The sequence below is a fragment of the Sulfitobacter aquimarinus genome (assembly GCF_040149565.1).
Taxonomy (GTDB): domain Bacteria; phylum Pseudomonadota; class Alphaproteobacteria; order Rhodobacterales; family Rhodobacteraceae; genus Sulfitobacter; species Sulfitobacter aquimarinus.
Genome location: NZ_JBEFLO010000001.1, coordinates 212,293 through 234,440 on the forward strand (window position 1 = coordinate 212,293; position 22,148 = coordinate 234,440).

A 22,148-nucleotide genomic window follows, 5' to 3' on the forward strand; every position below is an offset into this window, starting at 1 on the left:
TGCTGCTTATTGCATATCATGCGGCAAAGTTCTAACGATGGATACTCCTCAACCCATGAGTTTTAGTCATATATGATCGCACCGCGAAGATACCTGCCTTCTGTCTCTGCCCTGCTGGCATTCGAGGCTTGTGCCCGTCTGGGCAGTGCCACATTGGCCGCGACAGAGTTGTCATTGACGCAATCGGCCATTAGCCGCCAGATCAAGACGCTGGAGGCGCAGCTGGGTGTGCAATTGATGGCGCGGCAAGGGCGTCATCTGACCTGCACGCAGGCAGGAACGGAATATGTCCGCGAAGTGCGCGAGGTGCTGGCGCGGCTGGGGCAGGCCTCGGTCAATGCGGCGACACAGCAGCAATCGGGCGTACTGACTTTGGCCGTGTTGCCGGGGTTCGGGATGCATTGGCTGGCGCCGCGCTTGTCGGATTTCAGCGCCCGCCACGGGCAATTCACGGTTAACCTCTCGACGCGGCTGGAGCCTTTTGCCCTTGGGCCCAGCGCCTTTGATGCAGCCATCCACTTTGGTCACGAGGACTGGCCCGGGGTGCATTATATGCCGCTTATGGCCGAAAGGGTGATCCCCGTGTGCCGCCCCGATCTGGCAGGTGCGCCCTTTGACGACCCGCAGGAGTTGCTGGCCCAGCCGCTGCTACATCTGGAAACCCGTCCCCGCGCATGGGCGCGGTGGTTTGAGGGTGCAGGCCACCCCTGCACGCCGCCGGACGGGATGATGTTCGACCAATTCGCCACAATGGCGCAGGCCGCCCTGCACGGGCTTGGCGTGGCCTTGCTGCCTGATTTCGTCGCGCAGCCCTATTTTAGCAGCGGCCAGTTGGTCCCTGCAGCGGCGCATAGCACGCAAAGCAACGGGCGCTACTTCCTTGTCTGGCCGGACGACCGCCCCGCTCCGCCCCCGCTGGTGGCGTTTTGTGAATGGTTGGGCAACCAGACCACGGATGCCACGGCTGGCAATCGTGGTTAACAAAATGGCGGTCCCGCCTCACTTCGGCCACATTCGGCCTTTAGGGCAAACCTTAGGTAACGGTGGGGGCCGAACCGAAGGAGCATAGCTATGCTTAACAAATTTATTTTGCGCGCTGCCGCGACCGCAGTCACGCTGACCTTTGCCGCAGGTCCGGCTTCCGCCGAAAACTACGAAGTCCTGATGATGGATTATGCGTTCTTCCCCGAGATCAGCTATGTCGTGGCAGGTGATACGATCACGTTTACCAATATGTCCGGCATTACGCGGGTGATCCAGTCGCGCAACGGGTCATGGGCCACGCCCGAAATTCCCGACGGCGGTCAGGCCACCCTGTTTGTCGCTCAGGGCATGCAAAACACCTACCTTACCCGCGTTGACGGCGTTGGCAGCAACGGCATTAACACAAGCGGCGGCGGCGGCGGCGGCAGTGAATTTGGTGCCGACTTTACCACCGGTGAAGACCTCTCGGGTGCGAGCGGCGAAGAAGGCACGATCATCGGCAAGCTGAACTTTAGCGGCGCACCCGTCATCGCCGAAAACTAATCCTGTTGGAACGGTTCGATTAGCTCTGGTCCGGATGCGCGGTTTGAATTGACCGCGCGGTCCACGCGGTGCCACTGCAATACATCATCGGCCGCCGCCCGCATCAGCGGTGCGGCGCCTTTTCCGTTTTCGCCCAGCCACAAACCTATATCCGCGCGCTCGATCACCACGGGCATACGGTGGTGGATCGCCTGCATCGGCGTGTTTGCCGCAACGGTAAGTGCGGCAACGGTACGCATCGTCTCGCCAGTGTCGGGGGTGCGCCAGCCTTGCCACAGCCCTGCAAAAGCCAAGGGTGCGCCATCGCGCCGCGTGATGTACCACGGATCGCGCCCGCCAATCGCGTCCTTGGTCCACTCATAAAACCCGCTGGCCACCACCAGCACGCGGCGGTCATGCACGGCACTGCGGAAGGCAGGCTTCTCCAGCACCGTTTCGGCCCGTGCGTTGATCAGTAGCGGGCCGTCGTTGGGCTTTTTGTACCACGCGGGGATCAACCCCCAGCGCATCGCCTCCATCTGTCGCGGCTGGTCGGGGCCGCCTGTGATCACGGCCACGTCGTTGGTGGGGCAGATGTTATAATTCGGCCCCTCGGGCAGAGTGTTGGCGGGGGCGGCCTCGAAAATCTGGGCCATTGCCGCAGGCGGCAGGGTCAGCGCCATTCGTCCACACATGATTGCCTCCCTCTTCCGGTTTGACCAAAAGTCTAGCGCGCAGGCAATGCGCGGGGCCAGCACAAATGCGCAAAAAGCGGATCGCCTGCCAGCACGCATATGCGGCATAGAGGGTTTAAAGGAGACACCATCATGACCGACCTCACCTATGCCTCGCTTTCCACTGCCGTCGTAGCGGCCCTGCGCGCAGACGGACCAGACGCCAACGGCCAGCCGCCCGAGCGTGCGACCTCGGACGGGGGAGGTAACCCGTGCCGCCATTGCTTGTGTGCTATTCCAAAGGGTGCGCCGATGCTGATCTGTGCGCACCGCCCCTTTGACACGCTGCACCCTTACGCGGAATGCGGGCCGATCTTTCTTTGTGCGGAGGACTGCGCGGCCCATTCTGGCAGCGCCCTGCCCGAAATTTTGACAACCAGCCCCACCTACCTGCTCAAAGGTTACACTGCCGACCAGCGCATTTACTATGGAACGGGGCAGATCACGCCTGCGGCGGACATCCCCACCTACGCAGCCGCGCTGCTTGCGCGTGATCAGGTGGCGTTTGTCGATGTCCGCTCGGCAAGTAACAACTGCTTTATGACGCGGATCACCGTGCGGAAATGACAAACGGCGCGTCCCCGTATTTCAGGGACGCGCCGCCATGGTTTGTAGAGCTATCGCCCAACGCTTATTTCACTTTGATACGGCCATCTGTGTAAGGCGTGTAGGGCGCATTTGCGGCCAGATACTCAGCCGTGACATCCGCCAGATCGGGGCCAAAGTCATAGGGGTTGGCCGCTGTCTTGAACATTTTGTAGCCGTCGCCGCCGTTGCGCACATAGTTGTTGGACACAACGCCGTACACCTTGTCCATGTCCAGAGCCATGCCCCCGACCATCACGTCAGAGACCCGGCTGCCCGCCTCGGCCGCGGCGTCAAAGGTAAATGTGATGCCTGCAACCTGCGGGAAGCGGCCTGCGCCTTCCTCAACCTGACCCACGCCGTTTTCCAGCGCCTCCAGCAGCACCGCACCGGTCACTTCGAACGTTGACAGCGTGTTCTGGAAGGGCAGCACGGTCAGCACATCGCCCATGGTGACTTCGCCTGCGTCAATGCTGGCACGGATGCCGCCGCCGTTCTGGATGGCAACGCTGATGCCCTGATCGGCCACACGCGCCAGCATCGCGTCGGCGATGAGGTTGCCCATGGTGCATTCCACCGCACGGCACACGGCACGGTCGCCGCCAATCGGTTCGGCGGTTTGGGCCACGACCTTGTTGCGGATTTCCTCGAGCGGTTGCGCCAGCTCGGCAATGCGGGCAACGGTGGCTGCATCCTCGGTCACGGCGGCGTCGATCAGGATCGGCTCGCCCGACGCTTCGGTGATGGTGCCTGCGTCATCGAAGGTGACATTCAGCTCACCCAGATATTTGCCGTAGGCATAGGCTTGCACAATCGCCGTATCGCCGACCATCGTGGGGTACGGCCCTTCGGCGCGGTCGTTGGTGTTGCTGAGCAGCGTGTTCGAGTGACCGCCCACGATCACATCCACGCCTGTCGTCTCTGCCGCGACCTTCTGGTCCACCGCATAGCTGGAGTGGCTGAGCACGATGATCTTGTTCACGCCCATAGCCGTCAGCGCGTCAACTTCGCCCTGCACCGCCGCGACAGGATCCGAGAAGGTGATGTTATCGCCGGGGCTTGCCAGCTCGTCCGTGTCTTCGGGCGTCAGACCAATCAGGCCGATCTTTTCGCCGCCACGCTCGATCACGGTGGATTTGGCCAGCTTGTCGGCCAGCAGCGGCTCGGCGCTGACATCAGCGTTAGACATCAGGATGGGGAAGTCGACCGCATCCATGAAACCCGCCAACACTTCGGGGCCGTCGTCGAATTCGTGGTTGCCCACGGTCATGCCGTCATAGCCCAGCTTGTTCATGAACTCGGCGGCCATTTTGCCCTTGTAGTAGGAATAGAACAGCGTGCCCTGAAACTGGTCTCCGCCGTCCACAAGGATGGCATTGTTGGTGCGGCCACGGGCCTCGGCAATGGCGTTGACCAGACGGGCGGTGCCGCCAAAGCATTTGCCTTCGGTGTTGTCCTCGGCACCGCACGGGCCGTCATACTTGCTGATCGGCTCAAACCGCGCATGGAAGTCGTTTGTGTGCAGAATGGTGAGTGTATAGTCCGCGCTGGCCATGCCTGCGGTCAGGCTCAGGGCGGCGGCGCTCAAAAGGAATCGGTTCATGGTGGTCCCCCAAGTTGGATTGAATACCCCTACCCTGACAACCGACGCGTGCGGTGTCAAAGGCTGCATCGGGGCCGCGCGCCTCCCGTTGCGTCAGGTGCGCGCTAGAGCCTGTTAATCTCGCAAGTCACGCTGAGCGCGCTTCGGGTGCGGTGGCGGTGGCTGTACACATAGCGGCAAAACCGCGCCACAAAGGGCGTCTGCCACCCCGCATCCAGCACGATATAATCGGTCCAACGCGCCCCTTTCGGGTGCGGATCAAGGCTAAGGGTATGGTCCCACCGCGCCACGCTGGGGTTATGCTCGCGGCTTTGCAGAATGCGGGCGGTGTGATCAATGCTTTCGACCTGCATCACGTGGTTTTTGGTCCGCAGGAACCCCCACATCAGCACATCGACGGTAAAGCTGTCGCCCGCGCTGACTTTGCCATCGGGCAGACCGTCATAGCGGGCGATCGCGGCCATGGCTTGCTTCATCTCGCCCAGATGCAGGGCTTCGGCAAAGACGGTATCGGGGTCACGCGGGTAGACAGCGCACAGGGTCACGGCATGTGGCATGACAGCTCTTTCTTTTGGCGGATGGCTGGATGCTACGACCGCGCCGCGCAATAGCCAAGGGGCTTGACCCCCGACACCGCGCACGGCATCAACCGGGCCATGCTTATATTCAAAATTTTCCGCGCCGACGAATGGCAAACCCTGCGTAGCGAGGGTGTGACAACCGGCGCGCCAATCGATGTGGCCGATGGGTACATCCATTTTTCAACGGCGACACAGGCGGCTGAAACGGCGGCAAAGCACTTTGCAGACGTGGACGACCTGCACCTGATCGCGGTCGACGCCGCGCCTTTGGGCGATGCGCTCAAATGGGAGGTATCGCGTGGCGGGGCCGAGTTTCCGCACCTCTACCGCGAGATGACGCTGGAAGATGTGGCATGGGCGCAGCCGTTGCCCCTGATCGACGGCGTGCATCAATTTCCCGCAGGGCTGAAGGAAGCCGCGACATGACCCAATACCGTGACACAGACCGCGCCCAGTTCGAGATTTTCAAATCCCTGCCCCGTGACACCCCGATCGAGATGCTGAACCTTGTGCAGTTTTTCGACAAGGCGGAATACCCTGCCGATCACCCGCTGGCGGACAAGGGGCTGAGCGGCGCGGACGCCTATGCCAACTACGGCGCCGAAACAGCGTCCGTGCTGGAGAAAGTAGGCGGCAAGATCATCTGGCGTGGCGGTTTTGATGTCTCGTTGATTGGCGCGCCGGACGAGCGGTGGGATGCGATGTTCATCGCCCGCTACGAAAATGCGGGCGGCTTTTTCGCAATGGTCACGGACCCCGACTATCAGCGTGCGGTGGTGCACAGGCAGGCGGCGGTCGCCAACTCACGTCTGATCCGCACCACGCCGCAAGACACGCAAGGGTTCTTTGGATGAACGCAATGATCGAGGCATTGGGCCTGAGCGCGCTGCGCCGTATTGATCCCGAAGCGGCACACAGTCTTGCCATCCGCGCCTTGCGTGCGGGGCTAACGCCGCGCCCCGGTCCTGTGACCTCGCAGCGCCTTGCGACGACTGTTGCGGGCATTGAGATGCCCAATCCCGTTGGCCTTGCCGCCGGGTTTGACAAAAACGCCACGGCTGTGGCTCCGCTGAGCGCTGCAGGCTTCGGCTTTATCGAGGTGGGGGCCGCAACGCCCTTGCCGCAGCCTGGAAACGACAAACCGCGCCTGTTCCGCCTGACCGAAGACCGCGCTGCGATCAACCGTTTCGGGTTCAACAACGACGGGATGGAAGCGATTTGCGCAAGGCTGGCGCAGGTGAAGCGCACCATTCCCGTGGGCCTGAACCTTGGCGCGAACAAGACAAGCACCGACCGCGCCGCCGATTTTGCGCGGGTGATGGAAGCGGCCCGCGATCATGTGGATTTTGCGACGGTCAATGTCTCGTCCCCCAACACAGAGCGGTTGCGCGATTTACAGGGCAAAGCGGCCCTTGCGGGGTTGCTGGACGGGGTGATGGCGGTGCGCGGGGACACGCCTGTCATGCTCAAGATCGCGCCCGATCTGACAGAAGCAGAGATCGAGGATGTGGCCCAAGTCGCCAGCGATGCAGGTGTCGCGGCGATTATCGCAACCAACACCACCCTCTCGCGGGAGGGGCTGCGCTCGGCCCATGCGGCGCAGGCTGGCGGGCTGTCGGGCGCGCCCTTGTTCGAGAAATCCACCCGCGTGCTGGCGCGTCTGTCGACGCTGACAGAGGTGCCCATCATTGGTGTCGGCGGGATCGGCAGCGCCGATCAGGCCTATGCTAAAATCTGCGCAGGGGCCTGCGCCGTGCAGCTGTATACGGCGCTGGTGTTCGGCGGGCTGTCGCTGGTGGCGGAAATCGCGAAAGGCATTGACGAACGCCTGACGCGTGATGGCTTTGCAAACGTCGCGCAGGCTGTGGGCAGCAACCGCGCTGCGTGGTTGGACTAAGACAAAGGCGGGGCGCAGGCAGAGTTTCACAGAAACTCTGTGCCCAATTTTTCCCCGAAAAATTGCCTACCCCGCCGCCGCGCGTTCCAACGCAGGATAGCGCATCCCCAGCGTCACCGCCCGCACCACGAACGAGACCAGCATGGCAAGCCACAGCCCGTGGTTGCCAAACGCAGGGACCAGCACGACCACGCTCCCCACATAAATGCAAAACGACACCGCCATCATGTTGCGCATATCGCGGCTGCGGGTCGCGCCCACAAATATCCCGTCCAGCATAAAGGCCGCACATCCAAGCACCGGCAAAACGACGAGATAGGGCAAGAAGACCCGCGCCTGCGCCTGCACCTCTTGTGCCGTCGTCAAAAGCGTGAGCCCCCAGCCGCCCAGCACCAGAAACACCACCGACAAAGCCGCCGCTGCCACCATCCCCCACAGCCCCGTGAGCATGGCGGCCCGCCGCACCCGCACAGGGTTGCGCCCGCCATAAGCTTTGCCCACCAACGCCTCGGCCGCAAAGGCGAAACCATCCAGCGTATAGGTCGCGATCATCAAAAATTGCAGCAACAGCTGATTCGCAGCCAGCACCACATCCCCCTGCCCCGCGCCAAGGAACATGAAGCTCACAAAAATCGCCTGCAGCAGCAACGACCGGATCAGAATGTCGAGATTCACCCCCATCATCCGCCGCCACCGCGCCACGTCGAACACCGCCGACCACGCCCGCCACGCAACGCCTGCAAAGACCGCGCGGCAGAACCACAGGCCCAGCGCCAGCCCGCTCCATTCCGCCAGCACAGTGGCCAAGGCCACCCCCTGCACGCCCCACCCCAGCCCGATCACAAGCAATATATCCAGCGCGATGTTCAGCCCGTTCATCCACAGCTGGATCGCCAATACCGCCCGCGTGCGTTCCTGGGCAATCAGCCAGCCGGTGATGCCGTACATGGCAATCGCAGCGGGCGCTGACCAGACGCGCACGGCCATATACCCCCGCGCCAGATCCTCGACTTGGGCACTGGCGGGCGCGACCAGAAACGCCGCCCGGAATAGCGCCGCTTGCAGCGCGATAATCACCACACCAGCGACCAGCCCGATCAGCAACGCACGGCTGAGCAACGCCGCGACCTCGGCCGCATCCCCCTGCCCGTCCGCTTGCGCGACCAAGCCAACCGTCCCCATGCGCAAAAAGCCGAACACCCAATAGAAGGCCGACAAGATTACAGCGCCGATACCCACCGCTCCGATGGGCGCGGCCAGCCCCAGCTGGCCGATCACCCCCGTATCCACCGCCCCAAGGATCGGCACTGTCGCGTTGGACAGCACCACGGGCACCGCGATCTGCAACACGCGGGCGTGGGTCAGCGTGGCTTGGGCAGTATCAGCCACGCGAGGGCGCGGCGGGCATCACGAAATGCCCCATTGCCTGCGCATAGAGCCGATCGCGGTTGTCCTGCCACGCCTCGACCTGCACCGAGGCATAGCGCCGCCCCGCCCGCGTGATCCGCGCCCGCGCATAGGCGTCACGCGGCAAACCTGTGCGCAGATAATCAACGGTAAAATCCACCGTCTTGGGCAGGCGCGGCACATCCTTTGCCTCCAGCCCGTCAAGGCTCAGCTTGCCCGCTTCCAGATCATCCCAGATGTAGGACCAGTTGAGCGTCATCACCGCAGTGATTTCCAAAAACGCAGCCGTGGCGCCGCCGTGCAACGCAGGCAACAACGGATTGCCGATCAGCTGGTCGCGGAAGGGCAACGTGGCGGTAATCTCGTCTCCGCGGCGCTCGAACTCGACCCCCAAAAACCCGATGTAGGGCACGGCAGAGACCAGCGTGCGCAACGCGGCATCGCGGCGTTGTTTTATGACCTGGACGGGTTCGGGACGTTTGCGCGTGCTCATCTGCGGCCCTCCACGGTGAAGGCGGCGGTGGCGGTGGCGACGGGGTTTTCCGTATCCTCGTCCAATGCCACAGCACGCACAAAGGCAACCGAGCGCGTGACATGATAGCATGTCGCCCGCGCCGTGATCGTCTGCCCGGGGGTGGCCGCCCGCATGTAATCCATCCGCAGATCCAGCGTGGCCGTGCCTCCCTTTATCTCGGGGTGGCACATCACGGCCGCCCCGCAACAGGTGTCCATCAGCGCCGAAACCGCGCCGCCATGCACCACGCCTGTCACCGGATCACCGACAAGCTCGGGGCTGTAGGGCATGCGCATGGTTGCCACGCCATTTGCCATCTCCTCAGGCTCCATCCCCAACAGGACAGCGTGCGGCAACGCTTGGATAAATTGGCGTGCAAGTGCGGTCTTATCGGCCATCACGGCTCCTTGAAATTCCAACACGGGGGCCTCGCGCCCCGCGCCACCATGTTACACCAGTCGCACGCACAAAGGGCAAGACTTGCCGTTGCACATCGCGCCATGTGGAATTACCCTGCTATTCCGGAGGATACCCAGACATGAGCGATGACGACCGCCTTACCTTCAAGGAAATGTGCGCCAAATTCGAAGTCACACCGCGCACCCTGCGTTATTATGAGTATATCGAACTCATTGCGCCGGATCGCGAGGGGCGCACCCGATTCTATGGCCCACGCGAACGTGCGCGGATGGAATTGATCCTGCGTGGCCGCAGCTTTGGCTTTGCGCTGGAAGATATCCGCCAGTGGTTGCTGATCTATGAGAACGAGGGAACCGAGGCGCAGATGCGAGCATGGGTCGAGATGGCGAATGGCCAGATTGAAGAGCTGGCAGTGAAGCGCAAACAGCTCGAAGAAGCCTTTAGCGAATTGACCCGTTTGCGCGATGTGACTGTCGAAGCCTTGAGCGAAATGACCTGAAAAAGCGGCGATCCGCATTTGTATCCAGCAGGCCCGCGAATTTTAATCTATAACGCGGTGCCGACTACTGCATTGAATGAAAATGAGCATTCCTGCCCTTCCATCAATTTGGATAAAACTTTACGCAAGGTAATACAACGTAAAGCTAGATACTTACGTTACGTATCACTACGTAACCTTACACAAATGATATACATCCCTCGCAGACAGCGAAACGGATGTCGCTTTTTATGATGTGTGAGACCATGATGACCACAGATACAATGACCATCCGAGAGATGTGCGAGACGTTTGACGTCACGCCCCGCACCCTGCGCTTTTACGAGGCGAAGGAGCTGTTGTTCCCCCAGCGTGTCGGCCAAAAACGCCTTTTCACCAAACGCGACCGTGCGCGGCTCAAGCTGATCTTGCGCGGCAAGCGCTTTGGCTTTTCGCTGGAGGAAATACGCCAGTTGCTGGACCTTTATTACAAAGGTGACGGGCAGCTGAGCCAGCTGGAGCAGACCCACACCCTTGCCGGTAAGCGGCTTGAGGATCTGGAGCGCCAGCGTGCCGAAATCGACGGCGCCATCACAGACCTGCGCGACCAGTTGAAATGGGCCGAGAAGATGATCTCGTCCATTCGAAACGCGCAGAAATAGACATTGAACACCTAACAGACCAAAAATCTTCAGGGAGAAGCCAGATGCCAACATATACCGCCCCGACCAAGGACATTCAGTTCGTTCTGCATAACGTGCTTGAAGTCACCAAATCCGACATCCCCGGCTATGCCGATCTTGAGCCTGACTTTACCTCGGCCATTTTTGAAGAGGCAGGCAAGCTCACCTCCGAAGTGCTGGCCCCGCTGAACGCTGTGGGCGACAAAGAGGGCTGCCGCCTTGAGAACGGTGTCGTCTACACGCCCACAGGTTTCAAAGAAGCCTTCAATCAAGTGAAAGAGGGCGGCTGGACCGGTCTGGACATGCCAGAGCAATACGGCGGCCAGAACATGCCCGCGGTGATTGGCTCGGCTGTGGGCGAGATGTTCTCGGCCGCGAACCAGGCGTTCACGATGTATCAGGGCCTGACGCATGGGGCGGCCTCGGCCATTCTGGCGCATGGTACGGATGCGCAGAAAGACACATACCTGCCCAACATGGTCAGCTGTGAATGGACCGGCACCATGAACCTGACAGAGCCGCATTGCGGCACCGATCTGGGCCTGATGCGCACCAAAGCTGTGCCACAGGAAGACGGCAGCTATAAAATCTCGGGTCAGAAGATTTTCATCTCCTCGGGTGAGCACGACATGGCCGAAAACATCATCCATCTGGTGCTGGCCAAGATCGAGGGCGGCCCCGAAGGCATCAAAGGCGTGTCTCTGTTCATCGTGCCCAAGTTCAACGTGAATGAAGACGGCACATTGGGCGCACGAAATGGCGCAACAGTTGGTTCTATCGAAGAGAAAATGGGCATCCACGGCAACTCGACCTGCGTCATGAACTATGACGAGGCGACGGGGTATCTGCTGGGTGACGAGCATAAAGGCATGCGTGCCATGTTCACCATGATGAACGAAGCGCGTCTGGGTGTGGGCATGCAAGGTCTGGCCCAAGCCGACGTGGCCTACCAAAACGCACTGGCCTATGCCAACGACCGCCTGCAAGGCCGCGCCGTGACAGGTGTGGAAGCCCCCGACAAGCCTGCCGATCCGCTGATCGTGCACCCCGATATCCGCCGCTCGCTGATGGATCAAAAAAGCTTTGTTGAAGGTGCGCGTGCCTTTATCCTGTGGGGTGCGCAGATGATTGACGCCGCCCACCGTTCCAAAGATGCGGATGCGGATGGCCTTGTGTCCCTGCTGACGCCGGTGATCAAAGGCTTCCTGACCGATGTAGGCTATGACATGACCGTAAAGGCCCAACAGGTTTACGGCGGCCACGGCTATATCGAGGAATGGGGCATGTCCCAGTTCACCCGCGATGCACGGATTGCGATGATCTATGAAGGCGCCAACGGCGTACAGGCGCTCGATCTGGTCGGCCGCAAGCTGGCACAGGACGGCGGCAAACACGTCATGGCCTTCTTCGAGCTGGTCAAAAACTTCTGCAAGGACAACGCAGGTAAGGACGAAGCCTTTGACAAAGACTTCATCGAGCCGCTCAAGGCCGCGTCCAAGGACCTGCAAGCAGCGGGCATGTACTTTATGCAGAACGGCATGAAGAACCCCAACCACGCGCTGGCAGGCTCGAACGACTTTATGCACATGTTCGGCCACGTCTGCCTTGGCCTGATGTGGGGCATGATGGGCAAAGCCTCGCTTGAGGCCTTGGCGAATGGCACCTCCGACGCCACGTTCCATGAGACAAAACTGACAACGGGGCGCTACTATATGGCACGCCAGCTGCCCGCGACGGCGCTGCACCTGACCCGCATCCAGTCGGGCGCGGACACCGTTATGGCGCTGGAGGCTGCAAACTTCTAAAGTGGCGGCGGGGGCACCACCCCCGCCCCCTTTTACCCACCGGAGAGACCCCTGTGCCAAAACGCTTTCGCCTCACCCGCCGCTTTCCCGTCGCCATGACGGAAGACGGCTATCGCCGCCTCAAGAAATTCAGCGCAGAGGCGGGATTGGACGAGGGCGAGGCACTGTCGTTCCTCTTTGAAAACTTTGCCTCGGTGATGAATGAGGAAAACCTGACTGCACGGCTGCGGCTATTCAACTCCGACCTAGACGACCGCAAAAGATAACGGGAGAAACGTTCATGATCCGCACATCCCTTGCCGCCGCTATCATGTTTCTTGCGGCCTGTGCCGCACCCTACAACCTGCCCGCAGACGACCGTGCGGCCATCGCACAGCGGATCGACAGTTTCGAGCGCGCCTTTGTAAACGGCAATATGACCGAAGTCATTAACGTCATCCCGCCCCGGCTGATCGCCGCAATTGCAGCGGAAGGCGGCGTATCCGAAAAGCAACTGCGCCGCGAAATGGCCAAACTCACCCGTGAGGTGAGCGCAAAGGTCGAGATCGTATCTTTCAAGATGGCGCTGGATCAGGCGACCTTCCTGACGACGCCCTCGGGTCGCCCCTACGGCTTGATCCCCACGCAGACCGTTGTGCAGGTGCCGGGCGCGCAAAAGCTGCAATCAGACAACAATACACTCGCTCTTGAGGAGGCAGGCACATGGTACCTGATCCGCATCGACGAGGGCCGCCAGTTCGAACTGATGCGCGAAGCCTACCCAGAATTCCAAGGTGTCAAATTTCCCCAAGGCACAACGAAAGTGATCGGATAACCCCATGAAAGATTTTGCATCAACCTCCTCCCCATGGATGACCGACGAGCATCAGATGCTGGCCGATATGGCCGCCAACTTCATCAACACCGAATGGTCGCCACGTTTCGAGACATGGCGCAAGCAGTCCGAAATGGACCGCTCGGCGTGGAATGAAGCGGCTGAGCTGGGCCTGTTGTGCCCCTCGATCCCCGAAGAATACGGCGGCGCAGGCGGCGACTTTGGCCACGAGGCCGCGATCCTGATCGAGGCGGCCCGCGCCAATCTGGCCAGCTGGGGCCACTCGATCCACTCGGGCATCGTGGCGCACTATGTGTTGGCTTACGGCACCGAAGAGCAAAAGAAACGCTGGTTGCCCAAGATGATCGCAGGCGAGATGATCGGCGCGCTGGCGATGACCGAGCCGTCCACCGGATCGGATGTGCAAAGCATCAAGACGAAGGCGATCAAAGACGGAAACGCCTACCGTTTGTCGGGCCAAAAGACCTTTATCACCAACGGCCAGCACGCCGAACTGATCATCGTCGCCGCCAAAACCGACCCCGCGCTTGGCTCCAAGGGCGTGAGCCTTGTTGTGGTCGAGACAGAAGGCGCAAACGGCTTCCAACGCGGCCGCAATCTTGAGAAAATCGGCAAACACGCCTCTGATACCTCCGAGCTGTTTTTCGATAACGTCGAAATTCCGCCGGAAAACATCCTCGGCGGTGAAGAGGGCCAGGGCTTCTACCAGATGATGAAGCAACTGCCTCAAGAGCGGCTGATTATCGCCTGCGAAGCAGTGGGTGCAATGGAAGGCGCGGTCGAGCGTACCATCAAATACTGCAAAGAGCGCGAAGCCTTTGGCGGCCCGCTCACCCAGTTCCAGAACACGCGGTTCAAGCTGGCAGAGTGCAAAACCAAAACCACCATCGCCCGCGCCTTCCTTGATCAATGCATCGCCGAGCACCTGCGCGGAGAGCTGACCGTAGACCGCGCCGCGATGGCGAAATACTGGATGACGGATACCCAAGGCGAAGTCCTGGACGAGTGTCTGCAATTGCACGGCGGTTATGGCTTCATGCAAGAATATGCCATCGGAGAAATGTGGGCGGACGCCCGCGTGCAGCGCATCTATGGCGGCACCAACGAAATCATGAAGGAGTTGATCGCGCGCAATCTGTAACCCCCTGCGCAAGTTGAGAGCACGGGATTGAGTTTAAGGGCAAAATAAAGAAGGCCCAACCGCCCCGCGCACCGTTTCTATCCCGCTCGACACACCGGCTTCATTTTGCCTTCTAAACTCATGCGGGCTTGCCCGCTTACACCACCAGCAACAGGAAGTGACCTATGACAATTAAACTCTACTGCTTTGGCGAAAGCGGCAATGCGTATAAGGCGGCGTTGGCGCTGGAATTGTCCGGTTTGGCTTGGGAGCCTGTGAAGGTCGATTTCTTTGGCGGCGAGACGCGGACGCCTGATTACCGTGCCCAGATCAACAACCTTGGAGAAGCACCGGTTATGGTGGACGGGGATGTGAGGTTAACGCAATCTGGTGTCATTCAGGACTATGTGTCCGAAAAATCCGGCAAGTTCGGCGGCAAGGACGCGGCAGAGCGGCGCGAGATTTTGCGGTGGGTTTTGTGGGACAATCACAAGCTCAGCTCGATTGCTGGCATGACGCGGTTCCTGATGAACTTTTTGCCCGAAGACAAGCGCCCGCAAGAGGTCATCGGCTTCCATCAGGGTCGTCTTGCGGCGGCCTATGATGTGCTCAACACCCATCTTGAGGGGCGCGACTGGATTGTTGGCAACGAGATCACCAACGCGGATATGAGCTGTTGCGGGTATTTGTATTACCCCGAGCCATTCGGCTTTGACCGCACAGCGCACCCGAATATCGACGCTTGGCTGGGCCGGATTTCACAGGTTGAAGGGTGGAAAGCGCCCTATGATCTGATGCCCGGCTCTCCTGCGGATCGCGCCTGATCGATGTTGCGCCAACCTGCTTTGACAGCCATTGGTGGCTACCAGCGGTTTTTATCGCCGCGCAAAGGCTATGGCTGTGCCTATAGGTTGGCGTATGGGGGCGCGGGGTGTTGGGGGTTTACCAAACACGCCATAGCCGACAACGGCCTGCTGCGCGCTTTGCCTTCGATCCTGCGGCGGTTTCATGACTGCCAACAAGCAGCGATGGCGCTGCATTCCGATACACAGAACGACGAGACACCGAACCAGCCCGAAAAGAAGACGCGCTGGTATGACTACTGCGACCCCTGCTCTGCGGGATGCTATTGCGCGCGTGGCAAAGGCGGCGGTGCAGATGATTCACCCGATTGTACACCAGATTGCAGCCCTGATTGCTGCAGCCTGTGACTCAAGACCAACCATAAGGACACTATCACATGACCGAAGCATATATCTATGACGCGCTGCGCACCCCGCGTGGCAAAGGCCGCAAAGACGGCGCCCTTCACGAGCTGACATCGCTGCGTCTCTCGGCCCTGACGTTGAACGCTGTGAAAGAGCGCAACAACCTTGAGGGTCACGCCGTCGAGGACGTGATCTGGGGCAATGTAACCCAAGTGATGGAGCAAGGCGGCTGTCTTGCACGCTCTGCCGTGCTGGCCTCTGATCTGGACGAGCGTATCCCCGGCCTTGCGATCAACCGCTTTTGTGCCTCAGGCATGGAGGCCGTCAACCTTGCCGCCAACCAAGTGCGCGGCGGTGCGGGCATGGCCTATATCGCGGGCGGTGTTGAAATGATGGGCCGCGTCGCGATGGGCAGTGACGGGGCAGCCATTGCAGCTGATCCCAGCATCGCAATTGATCAGTACTTCGTGCCGCAGGGCATCTCGGCTGATATTATCGCCACCGAATACGGCTTTAGCCGCACAGACGCCGACCAGCTTGCCATTGCCAGCCAGCAGCGCGCCAAAAAGGCGTGGGACGAGGGGCGGTTCGACAAGTCCGTGATCACCATCCGCGACCAAAACGGGTTGGAAATTCTGAGCCATGACGAATACATGCGCCCGCAGACGGACATGCAAAGCCTTGGCAGCCTGAACCCTGCGTTCCAGCAGATGGGCGAAGTCATGCCCGGCTTTGATAACATCGCGCTGATGAAGTACCCGCATCTGGAAAAGATCAACCACATCCACCACGCGGGCAACTCCAGTGGCATCGTGGACGGTGCCGCCGCCGTGCTGATCGGCAACAAGGAATTCGGCGAGAAATACGGCCTGAAGCCCCGTGCTCGCATCCGTGCCACGGCCAAGATCGGCACCGACCCTACGATCATGCTGACAGGTCCTGTGCCCGTGACCGAGAAAATTCTTGCCGACAACGGCATGACCATCGACGACATTGATTTGTTCGAAGTGAACGAGGCGTTCGCCTCTGTTGTGATGCGGTTTATGCAAGCCTTTGACGTCGACCACGACAAGGTCAACGTAAACGGCGGTTCCATCGCGATGGGTCACCCGCTGGGCGCCACGGGTGCGATGATCATTGGCACGCTGCTGGACGAGTTGGAGCGCGCGGACAAAGAGGTCGGCCTTGCAACCCTGTGCATCGCGTCAGGTATGGGAGCAGCAACAATCATCGAGCGGGTCTAACCCATGCCCGCAGTGATCTACCAAAGACTTGCTGATCGTATTTCCGACCGGTTGTTGGCGGGGGATTTAGACGGGTGTATCGCCTGTCTGCAACTCCCCTTCAGCTTGGCAACCAATGGCGGTGCGACAGTCTATTCCGAGGTAGAGCAGCTGCGGGCAGCGCTGGATGCGTCATATCAATCCATGCGGGTGCGCAAAATCACCGACCACATCCGGCTGGTGCAAGAGGCGCAATTTGTAGGCCCCGACAAGATCATCGGCACCCATACCACCAACACGCTGGTGAACGGGCTGCGGGATATAGCGCCTTACCTGTCCAGAATGGTTCTGGACCGCGGGCGTGACGCGATCTGGCGGGTGAGCAGTGCAGACCATGCGATTGAGAACACCGCTTTCCCGGTGCTGAGACCTGCCGTCGAGGATGGTGACCACCTGCCCGACGGCCCCGAGATGAGTACAACGGACATAAAGCTGTCCAAATGAACCGGTGCAGATGCACCCCACAAAATTCCGGCCCCCGCAAAGGGCCTTTAGACCTAAGGAAAAATCATGGCTGATTTTACAATGACCACAGATGCCGACGGCATCGCCACCATCGTTTGGGACGTGACTGACAAGTCCATGAACGTGATGTCCATCGAGGGCCTTGAAGACCTTGATAGGCTGACCGATCAGGCACTGGCCGACGATGCGGTAAAAGGCATCATCATCACCTCTGGCAAAGCAGGCAGCTTTGCGGGCGGTATGGACCTGAACCTGCTGGCCGACATGAAGGCCGAGGCGGGCGATGATCCTGCCAAGGGCCTGTTCGAGGGCACGATGCGCATGCACCACCTGCTGCGCAAGATCGAGCGTGCAGGCATGGACCCGAAAACCAACAAGGGTGGCAAGCCGATTGCCGCTGTCCTGCCCGGCACGGCCGCAGGCATCGGGCTTGAACTGCCGCTTGCCACGCACCGCATCTTTGCCGCCAACAACCCCAAGGCCCGCATCGGCCTGCCCGAAATTCAGGTTGGCATCTTCCCCGGTGCCGGTGGCACCACGCGCCTTGTGCGCATGCTGGGCGCGATGGCCGCTTCTCCGTTGTTGTTGGAGGGCAAGATGCTGGCGCCTGCCGCCGCGCAAAAAGCGGGTATTATTCACGAGGTCAGCGATGATGCGATGGCCGATGCCCGCGCTTGGGTGCTGGGTGCAAAGGACGCAGACATCCTCAAGCCTTGGGATGCAAAGGGCTACAAAATGCCGGGCGGCACACCCTACCACCCTGCGGGTTTCATGACCTTTGTGGGTGCCTCTGCGATGGTGCACGCCAAGACCAAAGGCGTCTACCCTGCGGCGAAGGCGCTGTTGTCTGCGGTATACGAAGGCGCGCTTGTGCCCTTCGACACAGCCCTCAAGATCGAGGCGCGGTGGTTCACTTCCGTTTTGCTGAACCCCTCGTCCTCGGCCATGATCCGGTCGCTGTTCCTGAACAAGGAAGCGCTGGAAAAAGGCGCTGTGCGCCCCGAAGGCATCCCCGACCAGCGCGTCAAAAAGCTGGGCGTTTTGGGCGCTGGCATGATGGGCGCGGGTATCGCACTCGTCTCCGCGCAGGCGGGCATCGAGGTCGTTCTGATCGACCGCGACCAAGCGGCCGCCGACAAGGGCAAAGCCTACTCCGAGGCGTTCATGGACAAGGGCATTGCCCGCAAGAAAGCAACGCCAGAGAAGAAAGAGGCGCTGCTGTCGCTGATCACCGCCACGCCTGATCTGGACGCGCTCAAGGGCTGCGATCTGATCATCGAAGCGGTGTTTGAGGACCCCAAGGTGAAGGCCGAGATGACCCAAAAAGTCGAAGCGGTCATCCCCGAGGATTGCATCTTTGCCTCCAACACCTCGACCCTGCCCATTAGCGATCTGGCCAAAGCGTCCTCGCGTCAGGACCAGTTCATCGGCATCCACTTCTTCAGCCCTGTTGAGCGGATGTTGCTGGTCGAGATCATCAAAGGTGCCAACACGGGCGACCGCGCCGTGGCCAAAGCGCTCGATTATGTGCGCCAGATCCGCAAGACGCCGATCGTCGTCAACGATGCGCGGTTCTTCTATGCCAATCGCTGCATCATCCCTTACGGCGGCGAAGCGAACCGCATGATCACCGAGGGCATCGCGCCTTGGTACATCGACCAAGCCGCGCAAATGCTGGGCTTCCCTGTTGGTCCCGTGCAGCTGGGCGACGAGACGTCGATTGATCTGGCGACCAAGATCATGCGCGCTACCAAGGCCGCGATGGGCAACGCCTACCCTGCCTCCGAGGCTGATGATCTGATCGTCTGGATGGAAGAGAAAGGCCGCTTGGGCCGCAAGGCAAAGGCGGGCTATTTCGACTATGACGAAAAGGGCAAGCGTCAGGGATACTGGAAAGGTATGCACGACAAATACCCGCTGGCCGAAGAACAGCCCCCACTGCAAGACGTCCAGGACCGTCTGATGTTTGTGCAAGTGCTGGAAGCGGTGCGTGCGCTGGAAGAAGGCGTGCTGATGGACATCCGCGAAGGCGATGTGGGCGCGATCCTTGGCTGGGGCTTCGCACCGTGGTCCGGTGGCCCGCTGTCATGGCTCGACATGATCGGCACGCCCTACGCAGCGGAACGCTGTGACCAGCTCGAAGCGCAATTCGGCGAGCGGTTCAAATGCCCAGACCTGCTGCGTGAGATGGCAGCGAAGAACCAGACCTTCTATGGTCGGTTCGGGCCAGATGCAGAGAAAGCGGCGTAAAGCCAGCTTTCATAGACCAGACAAAGGGGCGCTTCATGCGCCCCTTTTTTTATGGTGCGACTTTTGAGCAAAGAAAAAGGGAGGCCGCAACACTCGACCTCCCCTCAACAAACGGAACTAAATTTGTTCGTATCGTCAGATCATGCGTACTGGGGGGCCGCGGCGTCGCGGGCCATGATCTGGTCTTCGATGCAGATGTGATCGGCAAGGTCTTCGGCTTCTTCACCGGACAGCACAACATAGGTGGCCGCGCCTGCATCAAGAAACTTATCAAGCGAGGACATATCACGCGGGCAGTGGATCAGCGCGCCGCCTTCGGCATAGATCACTTCGTCATGGGCGAAGTAAACAGCGATCAGCTCAACCCGCTGCATGGGCTGGCGGCGGCGGATGCCGCGCAAGCCACACAGGCTATGGGCGGTCAGAACGGCAAACGGATCACCGTGAAAATCAAGGGCGGCGTCGCTTTCGACCATCACACCTTGATCGGGGAGCAGAACCAGCTCTTCACGGTTGCCCAGCGCCCCCTCAGGGATGACAACGGGCCACATGTTTTCGGCTGTTTCGGGGGCGTCCAACCACATATGGGCGCGGCGGATTTCGGTGATCTCCTGCATGCCGTGGTCAAAGGTCAGGACCATGTCGCCAACGGCCAGCGCGTCAATCGCACGCCATCCCAGGTTGCTGGCAACCCGTGTACCTGCCATCAAACCATGGCTGAGCGTTGCAATCCCACCGTCATAAGCGCCAGTCATCTCGACAGCGCGGTGTGTCGGTTGTTTCGTCTTGAGTCCCAATCCAAACATGTTTCTTCCAGTCCCTCGATGTGCGCCAATTTTAGCGCTGTGTTGTGCGCCCTGTTTTCAGGTGCGCCGTGTTGATGAAACCAATTTCATCGATTCGAAGGGCAGCGAAGGGACATGATCAGGGCAGATTTGGGGCATTGTCGCCGATCACTCCGGTAATTCTGTCAAATTGAACAAAATTAGAAACGAATTGAAAACAATTTTCGCCGAGAAGATGAACGTGACGGGGAAGAAAGCCCGAATTTCCCTCTATGCGAGAAAACGATTCTAAAACGCGTATCCAAAATCTGCGATATCGCGCGCGCACATGGTCGCGACCGCGCTGCGCGACTGTTCGGAATAGGCGCTGCGGTAATCTGCGGCGCGGTCGCTTTTGTTTACATGCGGCAGCGACAGCGCAAAACCCAGGTGGGCCTCTAGCGGACGAATGTCATGGGCAAAATGCTCAAGCCGGATAAAGAGGTCTGCCCGCACGCAGCCCTGCACATCTGTGACATAAGACGCCGCTGGTGCCTGCGCGAAGCTGCGTGCGATTGCGGGGTCTGCCACGAACGCCTCGAAAGATACGGTTTTGGCCAAGGTGACAGAGGGGTGCGCAAAGTCCTGCGCTTGTAGCCAGTGATAATAGCTGACCATGCGGTCCCACGGATTACGCACAAGCGTGAAGATGAACAGATCGTCCAGCTCTTCCGTCTGCACCAGCCCGTCCAGATCTGCCAGCGTCGAATGTTTCCACAACCGACCCGCCGTTTGCACGTCTTTCAACCTGCCGCGCCGCTGACGCGCTTTGGGTGTGTCGCCCAGCATCATGTCGTCCTTCATCGCCCGTGCCTCTAACGCCAGCGCCATCGAGGTGCCGCCCGTTTTGGGCGCATGGATGAACAGGTATTTGCGACCGCGCGACAGGATCATTGCAGATCGCTCGCGGCTTTGACGCCGCGCACGGGCACGTCTGTGTCACTGCGCAGAGTGATCACAGCCCCTGCCCCCGCGATCAGCACCATGCCAAACAGCGCCAGCGGGCCGACGCTTTGATCCCACAGAACCCACGCCCAAAAGCTGGCAAAAACCAACAAGGAGTATTCGAACACTGCCACATATCCCGCCTCGCCCAAAAGGTAGCCGCGAAAGATCAGGCCGATCCCGATGATCGATCCCACCGCCTGCACCGCGATCCAGAACCACATGGCCCCCGTCAGCGGCACCCATCCGCGCAGCACAAACCCCTCAAACCCCTCTGGCCCGCCCGCAGGCAGGATCAGCACCCCCACAGCACCGAACAACGCCAGCATCCCGAAAAACCCGGCCGAAAGCGCAATCGCCCCTTCATCCGCGCACCAGATTCGCGTGACCACAGCCCCCACCGCATAGAGCATCCCCGCCACGATGGGCAGAAAGGCGACGGGGTCTAGCGCACGCGGATCGGGCTGGATCACCATCAGCGCACCAACAAACCCCAGCAGCACAGCCGCGATGCGCATGGGCCCCACCCGCGCGCCCTGAAACAGGACCGAGATCAGCAACACAAACAGCGGCGCGGTAAACAGCCCCGCCACCACAACGCCGATCGGCAGCACCGACAAACAGCCAAAGTAAATCAGCATCGCCGTCGCGGGAAACAAGCTGCGCCCCAGCACGGCACGCCAGCTTTTGGGCCGGATCACACCTACCCCTGCAAGGGCCACCAACATCAGCAACACCACTGCCAGCACGCCGCGCACCATGTGGAACTGCCACAGCGACCCCGTCTCGGAGATATAGGGGACGAAGTTATCGGCAATCCCCAATGCAAACATGCCGCCAAGGACCGACAGGGCTGCAATGCGGGGGTGCAGGGCTGTGGTGCTCATCGCGGGGGTCCGATCTGTTCAGTGTTATCTTTGGTGATTGCATATTCTGCTGCCCTGCATATCGTGTCGAAAGCGGGGCGACTATGGCATTTCGTATGCGCGCTTTGCGGAACAACCA

The 22,148-nt window shown here is 60.3% G+C and carries 26 protein-coding genes; 17 read left to right on the forward strand and 9 right to left on the reverse strand.

Annotated elements, in window-relative coordinates; translation table 11 throughout:
• The first annotated feature begins 72 nt into the window (after positions 1–72).
• Entirely contained in the window at positions 73–981 is a 909-nt protein-coding gene (locus tag ABMC88_RS01015; RefSeq protein ID WP_349574967.1) for a LysR substrate-binding domain-containing protein, read from the forward strand.
• A gap of 90 nt (positions 982–1,071) precedes the next feature.
• Positions 1,072–1,527 carry a cupredoxin domain-containing protein gene (locus ABMC88_RS01020; RefSeq protein ID WP_349574968.1) on the forward strand — a complete coding sequence of 152 codons (456 nt, stop codon included), beginning with the start codon at positions 1,072–1,074 and terminating at the stop codon, positions 1,525–1,527.
• On the opposite strand, the gene ABMC88_RS01025 is transcribed toward ABMC88_RS01020, so the two are convergent.
• Entirely contained in the window at positions 1,524–2,201 is a 678-nt protein-coding gene (locus ABMC88_RS01025) for an SOS response-associated peptidase (protein ID WP_349574969.1), read from the reverse strand. The two genes, ABMC88_RS01020 and ABMC88_RS01025, sit on opposite strands and share 4 nt — an antisense overlap.
• Positions 2,202–2,333: 132 nt before the next feature.
• On the opposite strand from ABMC88_RS01025, the gene ABMC88_RS01030 reads away from it, so the two are divergent.
• The gene (locus ABMC88_RS01030; protein ID WP_349574970.1) at positions 2,334–2,807 is read left to right on the forward strand and encodes a DUF1203 domain-containing protein; all 474 of its coding nucleotides are present in this window, start codon (positions 2,334–2,336) and stop codon (positions 2,805–2,807) included.
• 64 nt (positions 2,808–2,871) lie between these two features.
• Here the strand turns inward: ABMC88_RS01030 and ABMC88_RS01035 are convergent, their stop codons facing one another.
• Both ABMC88_RS01035 and ABMC88_RS01040 read right to left on the reverse strand, forming a co-directional pair.
• A complete protein-coding gene (locus ABMC88_RS01035) occupies positions 2,872–4,428 on the reverse strand; it encodes a bifunctional metallophosphatase/5'-nucleotidase (RefSeq protein WP_349574971.1) in 1,557 nt (518 codons plus the stop codon).
• A gap of 104 nt (positions 4,429–4,532) precedes the next feature.
• Positions 4,533–4,985, reverse strand: a complete 453-nt coding sequence (locus ABMC88_RS01040) for a hypothetical protein (protein ID WP_349574972.1) — start codon at positions 4,983–4,985, stop codon at positions 4,533–4,535.
• 99 nt (positions 4,986–5,084) lie between these two features.
• On the opposite strand from ABMC88_RS01040, the gene ABMC88_RS01045 reads away from it, so the two are divergent.
• The 3 genes from ABMC88_RS01045 to ABMC88_RS01055 are packed head-to-tail and all read left to right on the forward strand — an operon-like array spanning position 5,085 to position 6,906.
• A complete protein-coding gene (locus ABMC88_RS01045; RefSeq protein ID WP_349574973.1) occupies positions 5,085–5,435 on the forward strand; it encodes a DUF952 domain-containing protein in 351 nt (116 codons plus the stop codon).
• Positions 5,432–5,863 (forward strand): DUF1330 domain-containing protein, encoded by a 432-nt coding sequence (locus ABMC88_RS01050; protein ID WP_349574974.1) that lies wholly within the window; start codon positions 5,432–5,434, stop codon positions 5,861–5,863. The genes ABMC88_RS01045 and ABMC88_RS01050 overlap by 4 nt, the downstream gene beginning before the upstream one ends.
• Positions 5,860–6,906 carry a quinone-dependent dihydroorotate dehydrogenase gene (locus ABMC88_RS01055; protein ID WP_349574975.1) on the forward strand — a complete coding sequence of 349 codons (1,047 nt, stop codon included), beginning with the start codon at positions 5,860–5,862 and terminating at the stop codon, positions 6,904–6,906. The genes ABMC88_RS01050 and ABMC88_RS01055 overlap by 4 nt, the downstream gene beginning before the upstream one ends.
• Before the next feature lie 66 nt (positions 6,907–6,972).
• Here the strand turns inward: ABMC88_RS01055 and ABMC88_RS01060 are convergent, their stop codons facing one another.
• Genes ABMC88_RS01060 through ABMC88_RS01070 form a run of 3 tightly spaced genes read right to left on the reverse strand, consistent with a single transcriptional unit; the run spans position 6,973 to position 9,225 of the window.
• Positions 6,973–8,295 (reverse strand): MATE family efflux transporter, encoded by a 1,323-nt coding sequence (locus ABMC88_RS01060; protein ID WP_349574976.1) that lies wholly within the window; start codon positions 8,293–8,295, stop codon positions 6,973–6,975.
• The gene (locus ABMC88_RS01065; protein WP_349574977.1) at positions 8,288–8,806 is read right to left on the reverse strand and encodes a PaaI family thioesterase; all 519 of its coding nucleotides are present in this window, start codon (positions 8,804–8,806) and stop codon (positions 8,288–8,290) included. The genes ABMC88_RS01060 and ABMC88_RS01065 overlap by 8 nt, the downstream gene beginning before the upstream one ends.
• Positions 8,803–9,225: a PaaI family thioesterase gene (locus tag ABMC88_RS01070; protein ID WP_349574978.1), complete on the reverse strand. Its 423-nt coding sequence runs from the start codon at positions 9,223–9,225 to the stop codon at positions 8,803–8,805. Before ABMC88_RS01070 ends, ABMC88_RS01065 begins: the two co-directional genes overlap by 4 nt.
• 140 nt (positions 9,226–9,365) lie before the next feature.
• Here ABMC88_RS01070 and ABMC88_RS01075 point away from each other — a divergent pair, with 140 nt between their 5' ends.
• The 11 genes from ABMC88_RS01075 to ABMC88_RS01120 all read left to right on the forward strand — a co-directional run bounded on the left by ABMC88_RS01075 (position 9,366) and on the right by ABMC88_RS01120 (position 19,374).
• Complete coding sequence (locus tag ABMC88_RS01075; RefSeq protein ID WP_349574979.1) at positions 9,366–9,746, forward strand: MerR family transcriptional regulator; 381 nt, start codon at positions 9,366–9,368, stop codon at positions 9,744–9,746.
• A 248-nt stretch (positions 9,747–9,994) separates the two neighbouring features.
• Entirely contained in the window at positions 9,995–10,387 is a 393-nt protein-coding gene (locus ABMC88_RS01080; protein WP_349575553.1) for a MerR family transcriptional regulator, read from the forward strand.
• A 44-nt stretch (positions 10,388–10,431) separates the two neighbouring features.
• Positions 10,432–12,213, forward strand: a complete 1,782-nt coding sequence (locus tag ABMC88_RS01085) for an acyl-CoA dehydrogenase C-terminal domain-containing protein (RefSeq protein WP_349574980.1) — start codon at positions 10,432–10,434, stop codon at positions 12,211–12,213.
• A 53-nt stretch (positions 12,214–12,266) separates the two neighbouring features.
• Positions 12,267–12,479 carry a hypothetical protein gene (locus ABMC88_RS01090; protein WP_349574981.1) on the forward strand — a complete coding sequence of 71 codons (213 nt, stop codon included), beginning with the start codon at positions 12,267–12,269 and terminating at the stop codon, positions 12,477–12,479.
• A gap of 14 nt (positions 12,480–12,493) precedes the next feature.
• Positions 12,494–13,027: a hypothetical protein gene (locus ABMC88_RS01095; protein ID WP_349574982.1), complete on the forward strand. Its 534-nt coding sequence runs from the start codon at positions 12,494–12,496 to the stop codon at positions 13,025–13,027.
• A gap of 4 nt (positions 13,028–13,031) precedes the next feature.
• The gene (locus tag ABMC88_RS01100; RefSeq protein WP_349574983.1) at positions 13,032–14,189 is read left to right on the forward strand and encodes an acyl-CoA dehydrogenase family protein; all 1,158 of its coding nucleotides are present in this window, start codon (positions 13,032–13,034) and stop codon (positions 14,187–14,189) included.
• A gap of 164 nt (positions 14,190–14,353) precedes the next feature.
• On the forward strand, positions 14,354–14,992 hold the full coding sequence (locus ABMC88_RS01105) for a glutathione S-transferase family protein (protein ID WP_349574984.1): 639 nt from the start codon (positions 14,354–14,356) through the stop codon (positions 14,990–14,992).
• 3 nt (positions 14,993–14,995) lie between these two features.
• Complete coding sequence (gene yidD, locus ABMC88_RS18505; RefSeq protein ID WP_439655557.1) at positions 14,996–15,379, forward strand: membrane protein insertion efficiency factor YidD; 384 nt, start codon at positions 14,996–14,998, stop codon at positions 15,377–15,379.
• 29 nt (positions 15,380–15,408) lie between these two features.
• Positions 15,409–16,620, forward strand: coding sequence for an acetyl-CoA C-acetyltransferase (locus ABMC88_RS01110; RefSeq protein ID WP_349574985.1), 1,212 nt, complete (start codon positions 15,409–15,411; stop codon positions 16,618–16,620).
• A gap of 3 nt (positions 16,621–16,623) precedes the next feature.
• Positions 16,624–17,103 carry a hypothetical protein gene (locus ABMC88_RS01115; protein ID WP_349574986.1) on the forward strand — a complete coding sequence of 160 codons (480 nt, stop codon included), beginning with the start codon at positions 16,624–16,626 and terminating at the stop codon, positions 17,101–17,103.
• Positions 17,104–17,169: 66 nt separating this feature from the next.
• The gene (locus tag ABMC88_RS01120; protein WP_349574987.1) at positions 17,170–19,374 is read left to right on the forward strand and encodes a 3-hydroxyacyl-CoA dehydrogenase NAD-binding domain-containing protein; all 2,205 of its coding nucleotides are present in this window, start codon (positions 17,170–17,172) and stop codon (positions 19,372–19,374) included.
• Positions 19,375–19,514: 140 nt separating this feature from the next.
• Here the strand turns inward: ABMC88_RS01120 and ABMC88_RS01125 are convergent, their stop codons facing one another.
• The 3 genes from ABMC88_RS01125 to ABMC88_RS01135 form a co-directional block, all read right to left on the reverse strand.
• Entirely contained in the window at positions 19,515–20,180 is a 666-nt protein-coding gene (locus ABMC88_RS01125) for a Hint domain-containing protein (protein WP_349574988.1), read from the reverse strand.
• A gap of 267 nt (positions 20,181–20,447) precedes the next feature.
• Positions 20,448–21,092: a sulfotransferase family 2 domain-containing protein gene (locus tag ABMC88_RS01130; RefSeq protein ID WP_349574989.1), complete on the reverse strand. Its 645-nt coding sequence runs from the start codon at positions 21,090–21,092 to the stop codon at positions 20,448–20,450.
• Positions 21,089–22,030 carry a DMT family transporter gene (locus ABMC88_RS01135; protein ID WP_349574990.1) on the reverse strand — a complete coding sequence of 314 codons (942 nt, stop codon included), beginning with the start codon at positions 22,028–22,030 and terminating at the stop codon, positions 21,089–21,091. The genes ABMC88_RS01130 and ABMC88_RS01135 overlap by 4 nt, the downstream gene beginning before the upstream one ends.
• Positions 22,031–22,148 lie beyond the last annotated feature (118 nt).